Raw genomic sequence first — 17712 nt, 5'->3', positions numbered from 1 at the left:
CTTAGTTCTCCTTCGACGGCGCGTTTTCGGCCAGATAGTTCGCCATCTTGCAATACTGCGCGACAGAGATATTTTCCGCTCGCATCGCCGGATCGACGCCCAGCTCCGTCAGAACCTCGACGCTGAAAAGATTGCCGAGGCTGTTGCGAATCGTTTTACGGCGCTGGTTAAACGCTTCGGTGGTGATGCGGCTTAACACGCGAATATCGTTGACCGGATACGGCATCGTCGCATGCGGCACCAGGCGCACCACGGCGGAATCGACTTTAGGCGGCGGCGTGAAGGCGGACGGCGGCACTTCAAGCACCGGGATCACGTTGCAGTAATACTGCGCCATGACGCTTAATCGACCATACGCTTTACTGTTGGGTCCTGCAACCAGACGATTGACCACTTCCTTCTGCAACATAAAGTGCATATCGGCAATGGCATCAGTATAGCTAAACAGGTGGAACATCAGCGGCGTGGAGATGTTATACGGCAGGTTGCCGAACACGCGCAGCGGTTGGCCCATTTTCTCCGCCAGTTCGCCGAAGTTCATCGTCATGGCATCCTGCTGATAAATGGTCAGCTTTGGCCCCAGAAACGGATGGGTTTGCAGACGCGCTGCCAGATCGCGGTCAAGTTCAATAACCGTCAGTTGGTCAAGACGTTCGCCAACCGGCTCCGTCAGCGCGGCCAGACCGGGGCCGATTTCAACCATCGCCTGACCCTTTTGCGGGTTGATGGCGGAAACAATGCTGTCGATCACAAACTGATCGTTGAGAAAGTTTTGCCCGAAGCGTTTACGGGCTAAGTGGCCCTGATGGACTCGATTATTCATTGGGTATTAACAATCATTTTGATGGCGAGATTAAGCGCCGTAATAAAACTGCCGACGTCAGCATCACCCCGGCCCGCCAGTTCAAGGGCAGTGCCGTGGTCTACCGACGTACGGATAAAGGGCAGGCCCAGCGTGATATTCACTCCGCGGCCAAATCCCTGGTATTTTAGCACGGGGAGACCCTGATCGTGGTACATTGCCAGCACCGCGTCCGCATGTTGCAGATATTTCGGCTGAAACAGCGTATCTGCGGGCAACGGGCCGGTCAGTTTCATCCCCTGAGCGCGCAGCGTATCCAGCACCGGAACGATCGTGTCGATCTCTTCGGTTCCCATGTGGCCGCCTTCACCGGCATGTGGATTCAGGCCACAGACCAGGATCCGCGGCTCGGCGACACCGAATTTGGTGCGTAAATCGTGATGCAAAATGCCGATCACTTCATGAAGCAGTGCAGGCGTAATGGCATCGGCGACGTCGCGAAGCGGCAAATGCGTGGTTGCCAGCGCGACGCGCAGCGCTTCAGTGGCCAGCATCATCACGACTTTTTGTGTCTGCGAACGTGCTTCAAAAAACTCGGTGTGCCCGGTAAACGGGATGCCCGCATCGTTAATAACGCCCTTGTGCACCGGGCCGGTAATCAGCGCGGCGAATTCTCCCTCCAGGCAGCCGTCACAGGCGCGCGCCAACGTCTGCACGACATATTCACCGTTTTCCACGGAGAGCTGTCCTGCGATGACCGGCGCGCGCAACGCCACCGGCAGCAATGTCAGCGTACCGGCGGTCTGAGCTTTGGCTGGCGTATCGGGAGAATAAGGGAGGAGGGAAAGCGGTAGACCGAGCTGGTTTGCCCGGTCTGTTAACATCGCGGCGTCGGCGCAAACGACCAGTTCAACCGGCCAGTCGCGTTGCGCCAGTTGAACCACCAGATCCGGGCCGATCCCGGCGGGTTCGCCGGGAGTAATGACAACGCGTTGAGCAACCGTCATTAATTGCTCAGGATTTTAACGTAGGCGCTGGCGCGCTGTTCCTGCATCCAGGTTGCCGCTTCTTCCGAGAACTTACGGTTCATCAGCATGCGGTAAGCGCGATCTTTTTGCGCGGCGTCGGTTTTATCGACGTTACGCGTGTCCAGCAGTTCGATCAGATGCCAGCCGAAGGAAGAGTGTACCGGCGTGCTCATCTGGCCTTTGTTCAGACGGGTTAACGCATCGCGGAAGGCCGGATCGAAAATATCTGCCGCAGCCCAGCCCAAATCGCCGCCCTGGTTGGCGGAACCCGGATCCTGGGAGAACTCTTTCGCTGCGGCGGCAAAGGTGGTTTTCCCGCTCTTAATGTCTGCCGCAATCTGCTCAAGTTTCTGGCGAGCCTGCTGATCGGTCATGATTGGCGACGGCTTCAGCAGAATGTGACGGGCATGAACTTCGGTCACCGAAATGCTCTGGTTCTGACCACGCATATCGTTCACTTTCAGGATGTGGAAACCTACCCCGGAGCGAATCGGGCCAACCACGTCGCCTTTCTTCGCAGTGCTCAGCGCCTGAGCGAAAATGCCTGGCAGTTCCTGAATGCGACCCCAGCCCATCTGGCCGCCTTTCAGCGCCTGCTGGTCAGCAGAGTAGGTAATCGCCAGTTTGCCGAAGTCATTGCCGTTACGCGCCTGATCGACAATCGAGCGCGCCTGCGCTTCCGCTTCATTCACCTGGTCAGAGGTCGGATTTTCCGGCAACGGGATCAGGATGTGGCTGAGGTTCAGCTCGGTGTTGGCATCGTTCTGGTTGCCCACCTGCTGCGCCAGCGCCTCGACTTCCTGCGGCAGAATAGTGACACGACGGCGCACTTCGTTGTTGCGCACTTCAGAAATTATCATCTCTTTACGGATCTGGTTACGGTAGGTCGAATAGTTCAACCCGTCGTAGGCCAGGCGGCTACGCATTTGATCCAGCGTCATGTTGTTCTGTTTGGCGATATTGGCAATCGCCTGATCAAGCTGCTCATCAGAGATTTTTACGCCCATCTTCTGACCCATCTGCAGGACGATCTGGTCCATAATCAGACGTTCCAGGATCTGATGACGCAGCGTGGCGTCGTCCGGAAGCTGTTGACCGGCCTGACTCGCGTTCAGTTTGACAGACTGCATTAAGCCATCAACGTCGCTTTCCAGCACCACACCGTTATTTACAACGGCTGCGACTTTATCGACCACCTGCGGGGCAGCGAAACTGGTATTCGCGATCATGGCGATACCGAGAAGCAGCGTTTTCCAGTTCTTCATACTTTTTCCATTTCAATTAACCGCACTGCGGATTACGTGGTAAATCAATCTATTACAGAGTGCTTTGATACGGCAATATGTTGGAGCGCAGCATCTCTTTCGTGCCGAGACCGTAGTTGGAGCTCAGACCGCGAAGTTCGATGTTGAATCCAATGATATTGTCATATACCGCGTGTTCTTTTTCGTTTTCCCAGCCGTTCAGCTTACGCTCGTAACCGACGCGGATCGCGTAACAGCAGGAGTTGTATTGCAGACCCAACATCTGGTCGGCAGGTTTATTCACGTTGGTATCGTAGTAGTAAGCGCCAACGACAGACCAGCGGTCGGCGATCGGCCAACTGGCGACAGCGCCCACCTGGTTGATACCGTTTTTGTACTGCTCAGCCGTCGAGTAGTAACTCGGCAGCGTAGCCTGGATATACTCCGGGCTGGCGTAACGGTAGTTCAACTGTACCAGGCGGTCTTCGTCGCGACGGTATTCGATACTGGAACTGCTGGTCGCGACGCTGTCCAGACGGGTATCGTACTGAATACCGCCACGCAGTCCCCAGCGCTCAGAAATACGCCAGTATGTGTCGCCTGCCCATACCAGAGAGCCTTTTTGGTCATCATTCTCCCACTTAATATTGTCATCGCCGGTGCGAGACTCGGTGAAATAGTAGATTTGACCAACAGAAACGTTAAAACGTTCAACCGCCGCGTCATCATATACGCGGGATGTGACGCCGGTCGTGACCTGATTCGCCGAGGCGATACGGTCCAGGCCGCCATAGGTGCGATCGCGGAACAGACCGGTATAGTCAGACTGCAGCAAAGAGGAGTCGTAGTTGTAAATTTTGCTCTGATCGCGATACGGCACGTACAGATACTGCGCGCGCGGCTCCAGCGTCTGGGTGTATCCCGGCGCGAGCATGTTCATATCACGTTCGAATACCATTTTGCCGTCAACCTTGAACTGCGGCATAACGCGGTTCACCGAATCATCATATTGCGGATAATTCTCGAGGTTCTTTTGCTGGTAGTGCGTCGCCATCAGTTTCGCTTCGGTGTTGAGGCTTCCCCACTTGTTTGACAGCGGCAGATTGATGGTTGGCTCCAGGTGCAAACGCGTCGCTTCCGGCATGTTGTCTTTGGTGTTGACAAAATGCACTGCCTGGCCGTAGATACGGGTGTCAAACGGACCGACGTCATTCTTATAGTAGTTAACGTCCAACTGAGGCTCTGCGGAGTAACTACTGTTATTTTGATCGCTAAAGACCTGGAACTGCTTGGTCGACACGGTGGCGTCGAAGTTTTCTACCGCGTAACCGACGCTGAATTTCTGCGTGGCGTAACCGTCGGTACTGGAACCGTACTTATTGTCGAAATCGTTAAAGTAGCTGGAGTCGCTGACTTTGGTGTAGTCGACATTGAAGCGCCACACCTGATCCATCACCCCGGAATGCTGCCAGTAAAACAGCCAGCGGCGCGAGTTATCGTCTTTGGGATGCTCATCGTCATAGACGCGGTCAGAGTTCAGATAGTCAAACTCCATCAGGCCTGCGCCCGCTTGCGTCAGATAGCGGAATTCGTTCTCCCACATTATCCCGCCGCGACGGTGCATGTAGTGCGGCGTGATCGTCGCGTCCATATTTGGCGCGATGTTCCAGTAATAAGGAAGATAGAACTCGAAATAGTTTTTCGACGTGTACTTCGCGTTCGGGATCAGGAAACCTGAGCGACGCTTATCCCCCACCGGCAATTGCAGGTACGGGCTGTAAAAAATCGGAACCGGACCCACTTTAAAGCGGGCGTTCCAGATTTCCGCAACCTGTTCTTCACGGTCGTGGATCACTTCGCTACCGACCACGCTCCAGGTATCAGAACCCGGCAGACAGGAGGTGAAGCTGCCGTTCTCAAGGATGGTATAGCGGTTTTCCCCGCGCTGTTTCATCAGGTCGGCTTTACCGCGGCCCTGACGGCCCACCATCTGGTAATCACCTTCCCAGACGTTGGTATCTTTTGTGTTCAGGTTTGCCCAGCCCTTCGGCCCTTTGAGGATCACCTGGTTGTCGTCGTAATGGACGTTACCGAGCGCATCGACGGTGCGTACTGGCTCAGGCTGGCCTGGCGCGGCTTTCTGATGCAACTGCACCTCATCGGCCTGCAGACGGCTGTTGCCCTGCATGATGTCCACATTGCCGCTAAACACCGCGTCATCGGGATAATTTCCTTTCGCATGATCGGCATTAATGGTGACAGGGAGTTCATTCGTCTCGCCCTGTACCAGAGGACGGTCATAGCTTGGCACGCCCAACATACATTGTGAGGCGAGGCTGGCTGCCAGACCCTGCTGACTGTACAGGGCGGTGGCAATCATGGTGGCCAGGAGGGTGGGAATACGTTTTTTCATACGTTGTATTTTATTGTTCCATCATCAGTAGCGTCGCGCGTGACAAACCGCCACAGCCTAACTTACTCATGTTCGTAGTGCTAGTGTTAATCCTGCCGGGATAGCGTCTGTGGTGTTAGTCACGGCTGTGAATGACAGGTATGATAATGCAAATTATAGGCGATGTCCCACAATTGACCGTTGCCGTGAAACGGTAAAAAGCGGCTTATTTTGCGGGACATAACCTCACCAGGCGTGAGACAAATTGGGGAGTTTATGCAGTACTGGGGAAAAATTATTGGCGTGGCCGTGGCTCTGATGATGGGCGGCGGCTTCTGGGGCGTGGTTCTCGGGCTGTTAATCGGCCATATGTTTGACAAAGCCCGCAGCCGAAAAATGGCGTGGTTTGCCAACCAGCGTGAGCGTCAGGCGCTGTTTTTTGCCACTACCTTTGAGGTGATGGGGCACTTAACGAAATCAAAAGGACGGGTGACCGAAGCGGATATCCATGTGGCAAATGTGCTTATGGATCGAATGAATTTACATGGCGAATCGCGATCTGCGGCGCAAAACGCGTTCCGCGTCGGAAAATCAGACAATTACCCACTGCGTGAAAAAATGCGTCAGTTTCGTAGCGTCTGTTTTGGTCGTTTCGACCTGATTCGTATGTTTCTGGAGATTCAAATCCAGGCGGCATTTGCCGACGGCTCGCTGCACCCGAACGAACGCGAAGTGCTGTATGTGATTGCCGAAGAGCTGGGCATTTCCCGCGTTCAGTTTGAGCAATTCCTGCGTATGATGCAGGGCGGCGCGCAGTTTGGCGGTGGTTACCAGCAGCAATCCGGCGGTGGCTGGCAGCAGACGCAGCGCGGTCCGACGCTGGAGGACGCCTGTAACGTGCTGGGGGTGAAGCCCTCTGATGATGCAACCACCATCAAACGCGCTTACCGTAAGCTCATGAGCGAACATCACCCGGACAAACTGGTCGCTAAGGGGTTACCGCCAGAAATGATGGAGATGGCGAAGCAGAAAGCGCAGGAAATTCAGAAAGCATATGAATTAATCAAAGACCAGAAAGGATTTAAGTGAGTCGTTTACCGGATGGCGCAGCGCCATCCGGTAAACAAAGTTAAAAATCGGCAGGCGCTTTAAACGTCATGCTGTTGCCGTAAGCGGGATGGGTAATGGTGAGCGTTTCGGCGTGCAACAGCAGTCGCGGCGCCATTGCCAGCGCTTCCGGGGTGGCGTAAAAGCGATCGCCGAGGATCGGATGACCGAGCGCCAGCATATGGACACGAAGCTGATGCGAGCGTCCGGTGATGGGTTTGAGCACCACGCGGGCGCTGTTATCCGCCGCATAGTCCACCACTTCATACCCGGTCTGCGCCGCTTTACCGGTCTCGTAGCAGACCTTCTGCTTTGGCCGGTTTGGCCAGTCGCAAATAAGCGGTAGATCAATCAGCCCCTCGGCGGGCTGAGGATGTCCCCACACCCGCGCGACGTACTTTTTTTTTGGCTCGCGCTCGCGAAACTGGCGCTTCAGTTCACGTTCCGCCGCTTTGGTTAACGCAACGACAATCACGCCGCTGGTGGCCATATCCAGTCGGTGCACCGACTCTGCCTGTGGATAGTCGCGCTGGATGCGGGTCATGATGCTGTCTTTATGCTCGTCAAGACGCCCCGGCACGGACAACAAGCCGCTCGGCTTGTTGACCACCATAATGTGTTCATCCTGGTACAGAATCACCAGCCAGGGATCCTGCGGCGGATTGTAGTTCTCCATTCCCATCTTCAGCTCCGTTACTGATGCGTAACGACAATCAGACGTAACGCATCAAGTCGCCATCCGGCCTGGTTCAGGCTTTCCAGCACCTGCTGACGGTTGCTCTCAATCGCCGCCAGCTCATCGTCGCGGATGTTTGGATTGACGGCGCGCAGCGCTTCCAGACGCGAAAGCTCTGCCGACAGTTTTTCATCAGCTTCATGACGCGCGGCGTCAATCAGCGCACGGGCAGATTTCTCAACCTGCGCTTCGCCCTGTTGCAAAATCGCATGCACATCCTGCTGCACCGCATTAACCAGTTTGCTGCCGGTGTGACGGTTAACGGCGCTCAACTGACGGTTAAAGGTTTCGAACTCCACCTGCGCGGCCAGGTTATTACCGTTTTTATCCAGCAACAGGCGCACCGGCGTCGGCGGCAGGAAGCGGTTAAGCTGAAGCTGCTTCGGTGCCTGCGCCTCGACGACGTATACCAGTTCCAGCAACAGCGTGCCGACCGGCAGCGCCTTGTTCTTCAGCAGCGAAATGGTGCTGCTGCCGGTATCGCCGGAGAGGATCAGATCCAGGCCGTTACGAATCAGCGGATGCTCCCAGGTAATAAACTGCGCGTCTTCCCGCGATAGCGCCACATCACGTTCAAAGGTGATGGTGCAGCCATCTTCCGGCAGGCCCGGGAAGTCCGGCACCAGCATATGGTCGGACGGCGTCAGCACAATCAGGTTTTCACCGCGATCGTCCTGGTTAATGCCGACGATATCAAACAGGTTCATGGCAAAGGCGATCAGACTGGTGTCGTCATCCTGCTCTTCAATGCTTTCGGCAAGTTGCTGCGCTTTCTCGCCACCGTTGGAATGGATCTCCAGCAGGCGGTCGCGCCCCTGTTCCAGCTGTGCTTTTAGCGCCTCATGCTGCTCGCGGCAGGTTTTGATCAGATCGTCGAATCCGTCCGTCTCTTCCGGCGCCGCCAGGTAACCAATCAGGTTGTTGTAGACCGCATCGTAAATGGCGCGACCGGTCGGGCAGGTATGTTCAAACGCGTCCAGTCCTTCGTGATACCAGCGCACCAGCACCGACTGGGCGGTTTTTTCCAGGAAAGGCACGTGGATCTGAATATCGTGGGCCTGACCAATACGGTCGAGACGACCAATACGCTGTTCCAGCAGGTCCGGGTTAAACGGTAGATCAAACATCACCAGGTTGCTGGCAAACTGGAAGTTACGACCTTCAGAACCGATTTCAGAGCACAGCAGCACCTGGGCGCCGCTGTCTTCTTCGCCAAACCAGGCGGCGGCGCGGTCGCGTTCAATAATCGACATGCCTTCGTGGAACACGGCGGCGCGGATGCCTTCGCGTTCACGCAGCACCTGTTCCAGTTGCAGCGCGGTGGTCGCTTTGGCGCAGATGACCAGTACTTTTTGCGAGCGATGGCTGGTCAGATAGCCCATCAGCCATTCTACGCGCGGGTCGAAGTTCCACCAGGTGCCGGTATCGCCTTCAAACTCCTGATAAATTTGTTCCGGATACAGCATGTCGCGCGCTCTGTCTTCCGCGTTTTTGCGGGCGCCCATGATGCCGGACACTTTAATCGCCGTCTGATACTGCGTCGGCAGCGGCAACTTAATGGTATGCAGCTCGCGTTTCGGAAAACCTTTCACGCCGTTACGGGTATTACGGAACAGGACGCGGCTGGTGCCGTGGCGGTCCATCAGCATGGAGACCAGTTCCTGTCGGGCACTTTGCGCGCCTTCGCGGTCGCTGTTTGCCGTTTGCAGCAGCGGCTCAATATCCTGCTCGCCGATAAGCTCGCCCAACATATTCAGTTCGTCATTGCTGAGTTTGTTACCTGCCAGCAGCATGGCGACGGCGTCGGCGACCGGGCGGTAGTTCTTCTGTTCTTCGACAAATTGGGCGAAGTCGTGGAAGCGGCTCGGATCGAGTAAACGTAAACGGGCAAAGTGGCTTTCCATCCCCAGTTGCTCCGGGGTGGCGGTCAGCAGCAGAACGCCAGGCACGCGTTCTGCCAGTTGCTCAATCGCCAGATACTCGCGGCTTGGCGCGTCTTCGCTCCAGACCAGATGGTGCGCTTCGTCAACGACCATGAGATCCCATTCGGCGTCGCACAGATGCTCCAGGCGCTGTTTGTTACGGCGGGCGAAATCGAGCGAGCAGATCACTAACTGTTCCGTTTCAAACGGGTTGTAAGCGTCGTGCTGTGCTTCGGCGTAACGCTCATCATCGAACAGGGCGAAGCGCAGGTTGAAACGGCGCAGCATTTCAACCAGCCACTGATGCTGTAAGGTTTCGGGAACGATAATAAGTACGCGCTCCGCCGCGCCGGACAGCAGTTGTTGATGAAGGATCATGCCGGCTTCAATGGTTTTGCCTAAACCGACTTCATCCGCCAGCAGAACGCGTGGCGCGTGGCGGCGACCCACGTCATGGGCGATGTTTAGCTGGTGTGGAATCAGGCTGGTACGCTGACCGCGCAGGCCGCTCCACGGCATGCGGTACTGCTCGCTCTGAAATTTACGCGCGCGGTAGCGCAACGCAAAGCGGTCCATGCGATCGATTTGTCCGGCAAACAGGCGATCCTGGGGTTTACTGAACACCAGTTTGCTGTCCAGCAGGACTTCGCGCAGCATTACGCCGCTTTCTTCGGTGTCCAGACGGGTGCCAATGTAGACGAGCAAACCGTTTTCTTCTTTTACTTCATCGATTTGCAGCTGCCAGCCTTCGTGGCTGGTAATGGTATCGCCGGGGTTGAACATCACGCGGGTTACAGGGGAGTCACTGCGCGCATACAAACGGTTTTCGCCGGTAGAAGGGAAAAGCAGGGTGACGGTACGCGCATCCATGGCGACAACGGTTCCAAGTCCCAGTTCGCTTTCTGTATCGCTGATCCAGCGTTGACCAAGTGTAAAAGGCATATTTTGTTCGGCTCTATATCTTTAATTGCAGGCAATACTCGACATACTTCAGGCTGCAGATGCGTTGGCGCGACTCGCTCACTCCCGTCACTTACCCTCAGGAAGCGTCTGCGGATTTGCGGCGTCGTCGCCAGCCCGTCACTCGAATTATGGTGAGTATAACGACCCTGCCGCCATGCCTGGCGCCTACCGGGATAGTCGCTAAGTGGGCAGCAAGATTATTTGGGTCCAGGAATGGAAAGGGCGCTATGGTAATGGATGGCGGCGGATTCGTCACGCGTCAAAATAACCCTAATTGTCCTGTCAGTAGTGTAGCAAAATTATCGTCGATGAAAGGCAGGATACCTTCAGCGACGGGCTGCAGCTGGCGCGTCAGGTAATGCTCGTAATCCAGCGGCGAACGTTGGTAATCGTGCGGCTCCGGGCCGTTAATCGTCCAGACGTACTTTATAGTGCCACGGTTCTGGTATTGCGCTGGACGACCCCGCTTCAGGTTTTCTTCATCCGCCAGCCGCGCCGCGCGGACATGCGGCGGAACGTTGCGCTGGTATTCGCTCAACGGACGACGCAGCCGCTTGCGGTAAACCAGCCGATCGTCAAGCTCACCGGCCATCAGTTTAGCGATCGTTTCCCGCACGTAGTCCTGATAGGGTTCATGACGGAAAATTCGCAGGTACAGATCCTGCTGGAACTGCTGCGCGAGCGGCGTCCAGTCGGTACGCACGGTCTCCAGCCCTTTAAAGACTATCCGTTGCGCATCGCCTTCCTGAATGAGCCCGGCATAGCGCTTTTTACTGCCGGTATCCGCACCGCGAATGGTCGGCATCAAAAAGCGGCAAAAATGCGTCTCGTACTCCAGCTCAAGCGCGCTGTTGAGGTTTTGCCGTTGCAGTTCCTGCTTCCACCAGGCGTTGACGTGATCAACCAGCGAGCGGCCAATTTCCGCCGCGTCTGCTTCACTGTGAGCGCGTTTCAGCCAGACAAACGTGGAGTCTGTGTCGCCATAGATCACATCATAACCTTGCGCTTCAATCAGCGCTTTGGTCTGGCGCATGATCGCATGACCACGCATGGTAATTGACGAGGCCAGCCGGGGATCGAAGAATCGACAGGCGGTGGTGCCGAGCACGCCGTAAAAGGCATTCATAATGATTTTGAGCGCCTGGGAAAGCGGTATATTCCCCTGACGTTTGGCTTCGTCGCGACCTTGCCAGATCGTTGTCACGATCTCTGGCAGACAGTGTTTTTCCCGTGAAAACCAGGCGTCAAGGAAACCTTCGGTGCTGTGCGCGGGATCCGGGTGCGCCATCCCTTCGACCAGACCCACCGGGTCGATCAAAAAGGTGCGGATAATTGACGGATACAGGCTTTTGTAATCCAGCACCAGCACAGAGTCGTACAACCCGGGGCGTGAATCCATCACGTAGCCGCCTGGACTGGCGTGCGGGGGAACCTCGCCGAGATTGGGCGCAACATAACCTGCCCGATGCATTCGCGGGAAATAGAGGTGTCCAAAGGCAGCGACCGAACCGCCGTGGCGATCGGCAGGTAAACCATTGACCGTGGCGCGTTCCAACAGAAACGGCATAATCTCGGTTTTATGGAAGATCCGGGTGACCAGCTCGCAGTCTTTCAGGTTGTAGGTGGCGAGCGCGGGTTTGTCTTCAGCGAACCGGCGGTCGATTTCATCCATACGATCCCACGGGTTATCAATCGACTTGCCTTCGCCGAGTAATTCCTGCGAGACGGCCTCAAGGGAAAATGACGAGAAGTTCCAGAAGGCTGACTTCAGCGCTTCTATGCCATCGATAATGAGTCGACCTCTGGCCTGAGCGAAGAATACGCCATTTTTAAACCCGTGCTCGCGCCATTCCAGTTCGCTGTTGTCGCGGCCAAAGCGCAGCGGAACGCGGTAGCGCTCGGCGTGCTTTTGCAGCATGCGCAGATCGAACTGCACGACATTCCAGCCGATGATGACGTCCGGGTCATAGCGGGCAATCCATTCATTCAACTTTTCCAGAAGCTGTGGGCGGCTGGCGACGTACTCAAGCTGGAAGTCGAGCGTGGAAGCGTCGCCGTTCGCCGGGCCAAGCATATACACGGTGCGCTGGCCGCAGCCTTCCAGGCCAATACAATACAGTTCGCCGTGGCGGGTGGTTTCGATATCCAGTGAGAGCCATTTCAGCGGCGGACGATAGTCAGGATGTGGCTTGAGCCGCGCATTGACGATTGCGCCGTGACGCGCTTCGCCTTCTACCCACACCGGGGAGGTGATAAACCGTTCCATCAGGTAACGCTCTGGCGGACGCACATCGCCTTCGTACACCGTGACGCCATTTTCCCGCAGCAGCTTTTCCAGACGCATTAGCTGTCGGTGCGAACGGCAGTAAAGACCAGACACCGGTTGGCGATGAAAATCTCTGAGACGAAGCGGCGCCAGGCGATAGCCGTTTTCGGCGGCCAGAAGTGATTTTACCCGTGGCGTCTGCTGTTCAGGGAAAAAGGCGACGGATTCCTGAGGGGCAAGCGTCACCTGCAAAGGTCCGCTGTCTGTAGCCAGCCAGAATGAGACCTCTGTTCCCTGCGACGTATCCCGCCAGTGTCGGGTTAAAATAAAACCTGCCTGCGCCACGCTGTATACCTGTTCGCTTATGTGTCTTCAGTATAACCTGGTTTGAAAATAAATACTGTTATTTTGTACAGTAATTGACGAATGCAACCTTTATAAAGTCTGAATGAGGACATTATATATAATTCGGATTAGTGCCTGTTTGATTTTGTTACTTGTTTCTCGGAATAGCAAAATTTAGCAATTTTTATTTGTTTTCATTAAACGTAAGTGTAAAACTTTCTTTTGAAACGCCCGATTGCTTTGACTGAATATAATATATATTTGGGTAACCTATCGATAAAATATAATATATATTTAAATTTATCTATTGCTAAATAAAAAGGATGCGGTTCGATTTCGTCGGGAATATCTCTCTGTTATCATTTTGTTTTAAGCGGATGATTATTGTTCAGCTTAGGGAACGGGCGTTTTCTTTTTCATGGAGTGGGTATATGAATGAATTTACTCGAATACATCAGAATAATTATCATAACTATGTTTTTGTAAATACGCTGGTTTCAAGGCCGTCGGTGAACACCGTCAGTAAATATATTGAGTATAAAACATGGACAGGGCAGATTTGGCGTACTGAAACTATTGAAGATGGAAATGCGTTTTTCCATTGGCAAGGTCACGATCGTCGAAATGGCCATCGCGATACGGTGATTAATTATTTTTTACACGGGCAACGGTGGCAGTCAACGATCGTTGATTACGTCTTTTTTCATTCTCTGGAAGGGGAGGAAATACGCGGTTATTTTGATAATGCGATAGAATATATCAGCGCGAATAATTGTTTATTCAAAAGTCGATTCGCCGAATATCTTCCCGAATAAATAAGTTGCGCGTCTCTGTCCGGACGCGCAACGGCGTGTTACTGGCCGTAATAGGCTTTTGCGCCATGCTTGCGCAGATAATGTTTATCAAGCAGGGTTTGTTGCATATCGGGTAGCTGCGGGGCAAGCTGGCGACAGAAAATCCCCATGTAGGCGACCTCTTCCAGCACTATGGCGTTATGCACCGCATCTTCAGCATTCTTACCCCAGGCGAAGGGGCCGTGAGAATGTACCAGTACGCCCGGCATCTGGGCGGCATCAATGCCCTGTTTTTCGAAGGTTTCCACGATCACATTGCCGGTTTCCCATTCATACGCGCCGTTAATTTCCGCATCGGTCATTTTACGCGTGCAGGGGATCGTACCGTAGAAATAGTCGGCGTGGGTGGTACCGGTGGCAGGGATCGGCTGTCCGGCCTGTGCCCAGATGGTTGCGTGGCGGGAATGCGTGTGTACGATACCGCCAATTGATGGAAAAGCCTGATACAACAGGCGATGTGTGGGGGTATCGGAAGACGGTTTTTTCGTTCCTTCCACGACTTCACCGGTCGCAAGGCTGACCACCACCATATCCCCGGCGGTCATCGCGTTGTATTCAACGCCGGACGGTTTGATGATGAACACGCCGCGCTCGCGGTCAACGGCGCTGACATTCCCCCAGGTGAGCGTCACCAGATTATGCTGCGGCAAAGCCAGATTAGCTTCCAGCACCTGGCGTTTAAGATCGTCTAACATGTTTGTCTCCTTGCCTGATGGCGGCGTAAACGCCTTATCCGGCCTACACCTTGATCAGGCCGGATAAGTGAGGCGTATCAGGCAATTACCTGGTTAACGTTTGAATCCGTAATACACTTCATTCCAGCGCAGCGCGTCTTTAAAGGCGGGCAGGCGGGTTTCGTTATCAATAACGGCGATTTCGATATCGTGCATTTCAGCAAACTGGCGCATATCGTTCAGATCCAGCGCGTGGCTGAAGACGGTATGGTGGGCGCCGCCCGCCAGGATCCACGCTTCAGAGGCGGTAGGCAGGTCCGGCTGCGCTTTCCACAGCGCATTGGCGACCGGCAGTTTCGGCAGCGAGTGCGGCGTTTTGACGGTGTCGATGCAGTTCACCAGCAGGCGGTAGCGATCGCCCAGGTCGATCAGGCTGGCGACAATCGCCGGACCGGTTTGGGTGTTGAAGATCAGACGCGCGGGATCGTCTTTACCGCCAATGCCGAGATGCTGCACGTCGAGGATCGGTTTTTCTTCCACCGCGATGGTCGGACACACTTCCAGCATGTGCGAACCAAGCACCAGATCGTTGCCTTTCTCGAAGTGGTAGGTGTAGTCCTCCATAAATGAGGTGCCGCCCTGCAGACCGGTTGACATCACCTTCATGATGCGAAGCAGAGCGGCGGTTTTCCAGTCGCCTTCGCCCGCAAAGCCGTAGCCCTGCTGCATCAGACGCTGTACGGCCAGTCCCGGGAGCTGTTTCAGGCCGTGCAAATCTTCAAAAGTGGTGGTAAACGCGTGAAAGCCGCCCTGTTCGAGGAAACACTTCATTCCCAGCTCAATCCGCGCCGCTTCCAGCACGTTCTGCCGTTTTTCGCCGTGGATCTGCGTTGCAGGCGTCAGGGTGTAGCGGCTTTCATACTCGTCGATCAGCGCGTTGATATCGCCGTCGCTGATGGAATTAACCACCTGCACCAGATCGCCCACCGCCCAGGTATTCACCGAGAAGCCGAACTTGATCTGTGCGGCGACCTTATCGCCGTCAGTGACCGCCACTTCGCGCATGTTATCGCCGAAACGGCAGACCTTCAGATGACGCGTATCCTGTTTTGAGACCGCGTGACGCATCCACGAGCCGATACGATCCTGTGCCGTCTTATCCTGCCAGTGACCGGTGACTACGGCATGCTGCTGACGCATACGCGCGCCGATGAAACCGAACTCGCGACCGCCGTGTGCGGTCTGGTTCAGGTTCATAAAGTCCATATCAATACTGTCCCACGGCAGGGCGGCGTTGAACTGAGTGTGGAACTGAAGCAGCGGCTTATTAAGCGTCGTCAGTCCGTTGATCCACATTTTCGCAGGAGAGAACGTATGCAGCCAGACCACCAAACCCGCGCAGCGATCGTCGTAATTTGCATCGCGGCAAATGGCGGTGATCTCATCCGGCGTGGTGCCCAGCGGCTTCAATACCAGTTTGCACGGCAGTTTGGCTTCGCTGTTCAAAGCATTAACGACGTGTTCGGCGTGCTGAGTGACCTGACGCAGCGTTTCTGGCCCGTAAAGGTGCTGGCTACCGATTACAAACCACACTTCATAGTTATCAAAAATTGTCATTGTCGTGTCCTTAATGAGTCAGGGTTGCCTGGTGAGCCGGTGCGTTGATGACCGGGGCGGCAGTCGGAAGATAATGTTGCTCGGCGCTCACCGCCCACTGCTGGTAGCGGCGATAAAGCTGTTCGAAGCGCTGCGCCTGTTCAGGGCGGGGTTGCAGCGTGTTTTCCACCGCACTCGCCATCTTTTGTTGAGCGGCAGGGATGTCGGCATGCACCTTTGCCGCCACGGCGGCAAAGATCGCCGCGCCCAGCGCGCAGCACTGATCGGAGGCGACGATCTGCAACGGGCGATTCAGGACGTCGCAGCAGGCCTGCATAATGACCTTGTTTTTACGGGCGATACCGCCCAGCGCCATGACGTTATTCACCGCAATGCCTTGTTCAGTGAAGCACTCCATAATGGCGCGCGCGCCGAAGGCGGTGGCGGCAATCAGACCGCCGAACAGCGCCGGGGCGTCCGTCGCCAGATTCAGGTCGCTAATGACCCCTTTCAGACGCTGATTGGCGTTTGGCGTACGGCGTCCATTGAACCAGTCGAGTACCACCGGCAGGTGATCGAGCGAAGGATTGTTGGCCCACGCTTCGGTGAGCGCGGGCAGCAGTTGCTTCTGGCTGGCTTTGATCTGCGTTTTTAGCTCAGGATGCTGGGCGGCAAGCTGCTCAAGCGGCCAGCCGAGAATGCGGCCAAACCATGCATAGATATCGCCAAAGGCGGACTGTCCGGCTTCGAGCCCGATGAAATTGGGGACGACGCTGCCGTCAACCTGACCACAGATCCCTTTCACCGCGCGATCGCCCACGCTTTGCTTATCGGCAATCAGAATGTCGCAGGTTGACGTGCCGATCACTTTTACCAGCGCGTTCGGCTGCGCGCCTGCGCCCACGGCGCCCATATGGCAATCGAACGCGCCGCCGGAGATCACCACGCTCTGCGGCAGGCCGAGACGCTGCGCCCATTCCGCGCACAGCGTGCCAACCGGCAGATCGGCTGTGAAGGTTTCGCTGAATAACGGGTAGGGCAAATGCTGGTTAATGAGGGGATCAAGCTCGTCAAAGAAGCTGGCGGGCGGCAGGCCGCCCCAGCTTTCATGCCACAGCGATTTATGTCCGGCGCTACAGCGCCCGCGGCGGATATCCTGCGGACGGGTAGTGCCAGAAAGCAGGGCGGGCACCCAGTCGCAAAGCTCTATCCACGACACGGCGGCCTGTGCGACGGCACTGTCCTCGCGGGTGACGTGGAGGATTTTCGCCCAGAACCATTCGCTGGAATAAATACCGCCAATATAACGGGAATAGTCCGCTTTGCCCGGCGTATGGCACAGACGGGTAATGGCCTCCGCCTCTTCTACCGCGGTGTGGTCCTTCCACAAAACGAACATCGCGTTTGGGTTTTCAGCAAACTCCGGACGTAGGGCCAGGACGTTGCCGTCGGCGTCAATCGGGGCAGGGGTGGAACCTGTGCTGTCGACGCCAATTCCGACCACCTCTGCGCGTTGCGCGGCGCTCAGTTCAGCGAGAACGCTTTTTAGCGCTGCTTCCATTGATTCGATGTAGTCACGCGGATGATGGCGAAACCGGTTGTTCGGGCCATCGCAGTAGCGCCCTTCTTGCCAGCGGGGATACCATTCAACGCTGGTTGCCACTTCGCTGCCGGTGGCGCAATCCACCGCCAGCGCTCGCACTGAATCACTGCCAAAATCGAGGCCTATTGCAATCGCCATCGTCTTACTCCATCCAGAAATACGGGTATGGAGAAACAGTAG

At 55.5% G+C, this 17712-nt stretch carries 12 protein-coding genes; 2 read left to right on the top strand and 10 right to left on the bottom strand.

Annotated features, from left to right (window positions below):
* Nucleotide 1: 1 nt before the first annotated feature.
* From rsmA to lptD, 4 genes are read right to left on the bottom strand one after another with little or no spacing between them, the layout of a single operon-like run.
* Nucleotides 2–823 (bottom strand): 16S rRNA (adenine(1518)-N(6)/adenine(1519)-N(6))-dimethyltransferase RsmA, encoded by an 822-nt coding sequence (rsmA, locus tag APU02_RS17165; RefSeq protein WP_060570746.1) that lies wholly within the window; start codon nucleotides 821–823, stop codon nucleotides 2–4.
* Entirely contained in the window at nucleotides 820–1809 is a 990-nt protein-coding gene (pdxA, locus tag APU02_RS17160) for a 4-hydroxythreonine-4-phosphate dehydrogenase PdxA (RefSeq protein ID WP_060570745.1), read from the bottom strand. The genes rsmA and pdxA overlap by 4 nt, the downstream gene beginning before the upstream one ends.
* Nucleotides 1809–3095 carry a peptidylprolyl isomerase SurA gene (surA, locus tag APU02_RS17155; RefSeq protein WP_042290135.1) on the bottom strand — a complete coding sequence of 429 codons (1287 nt, stop codon included), beginning with the start codon at nucleotides 3093–3095 and terminating at the stop codon, nucleotides 1809–1811. Before surA ends, pdxA begins: the two co-directional genes overlap by 1 nt.
* A 52-nt stretch (nucleotides 3096–3147) precedes the next feature.
* On the bottom strand, nucleotides 3148–5487 hold the full coding sequence (gene lptD, locus APU02_RS17150; protein WP_042290133.1) for an LPS assembly protein LptD: 2340 nt from the start codon (nucleotides 5485–5487) through the stop codon (nucleotides 3148–3150).
* 255 nt (nucleotides 5488–5742) lie between these two features.
* Between lptD and djlA the strand changes: the two genes are divergently transcribed.
* Entirely contained in the window at nucleotides 5743–6555 is an 813-nt protein-coding gene (djlA, locus tag APU02_RS17145; RefSeq protein ID WP_042290130.1) for a co-chaperone DjlA, read from the top strand.
* A gap of 40 nt (nucleotides 6556–6595) precedes the next feature.
* On the opposite strand, the gene rluA is transcribed toward djlA, so the two are convergent.
* The 3 genes from rluA to polB form a co-directional block, all read right to left on the bottom strand.
* Nucleotides 6596–7255 carry a bifunctional tRNA pseudouridine(32) synthase/23S rRNA pseudouridine(746) synthase RluA gene (gene rluA, locus APU02_RS17140; RefSeq protein ID WP_060570744.1) on the bottom strand — a complete coding sequence of 220 codons (660 nt, stop codon included), beginning with the start codon at nucleotides 7253–7255 and terminating at the stop codon, nucleotides 6596–6598.
* 11 nt (nucleotides 7256–7266) lie between these two features.
* The gene (rapA, locus tag APU02_RS17135) at nucleotides 7267–10173 is read right to left on the bottom strand and encodes an RNA polymerase-associated protein RapA (RefSeq protein ID WP_060570743.1); all 2907 of its coding nucleotides are present in this window, start codon (nucleotides 10171–10173) and stop codon (nucleotides 7267–7269) included.
* A gap of 280 nt (nucleotides 10174–10453) precedes the next feature.
* A complete protein-coding gene (polB, locus tag APU02_RS17130; protein WP_060570742.1) occupies nucleotides 10454–12805 on the bottom strand; it encodes a DNA polymerase II in 2352 nt (783 codons plus the stop codon).
* 431 nt (nucleotides 12806–13236) lie between these two features.
* Between polB and APU02_RS17125 the strand changes: the two genes are divergently transcribed.
* Nucleotides 13237–13620: a DUF4751 family protein gene (locus tag APU02_RS17125; RefSeq protein WP_042290118.1), complete on the top strand. Its 384-nt coding sequence runs from the start codon at nucleotides 13237–13239 to the stop codon at nucleotides 13618–13620.
* A 38-nt stretch (nucleotides 13621–13658) separates the two neighbouring features.
* Here the strand turns inward: APU02_RS17125 and araD are convergent, their stop codons facing one another.
* From araD to araB, 3 genes are all read right to left on the bottom strand, one after another.
* Nucleotides 13659–14354 (bottom strand): L-ribulose-5-phosphate 4-epimerase, encoded by a 696-nt coding sequence (araD, locus tag APU02_RS17120; protein WP_042290115.1) that lies wholly within the window; start codon nucleotides 14352–14354, stop codon nucleotides 13659–13661.
* 93 nt (nucleotides 14355–14447) lie between these two features.
* On the bottom strand, nucleotides 14448–15950 hold the full coding sequence (gene araA / locus APU02_RS17115; protein WP_060570741.1) for an L-arabinose isomerase: 1503 nt from the start codon (nucleotides 15948–15950) through the stop codon (nucleotides 14448–14450).
* Between the two features lie 10 nt (nucleotides 15951–15960).
* Entirely contained in the window at nucleotides 15961–17670 is a 1710-nt protein-coding gene (gene araB, locus APU02_RS17110; RefSeq protein ID WP_042290110.1) for a ribulokinase, read from the bottom strand.
* Between the last annotated feature and the right edge of the window lie 42 nt (nucleotides 17671–17712).

It is taken from the genome of Citrobacter sp. 50677481 (assembly GCF_001463265.1).
Lineage (GTDB): Bacteria > Pseudomonadota > Gammaproteobacteria > Enterobacterales > Enterobacteriaceae > Citrobacter_A > Citrobacter_A sedlakii.
The sequence above is the reverse complement of the archived record's forward strand: the minus strand, read 5'-3'. Positions and strand labels throughout refer to the sequence as shown.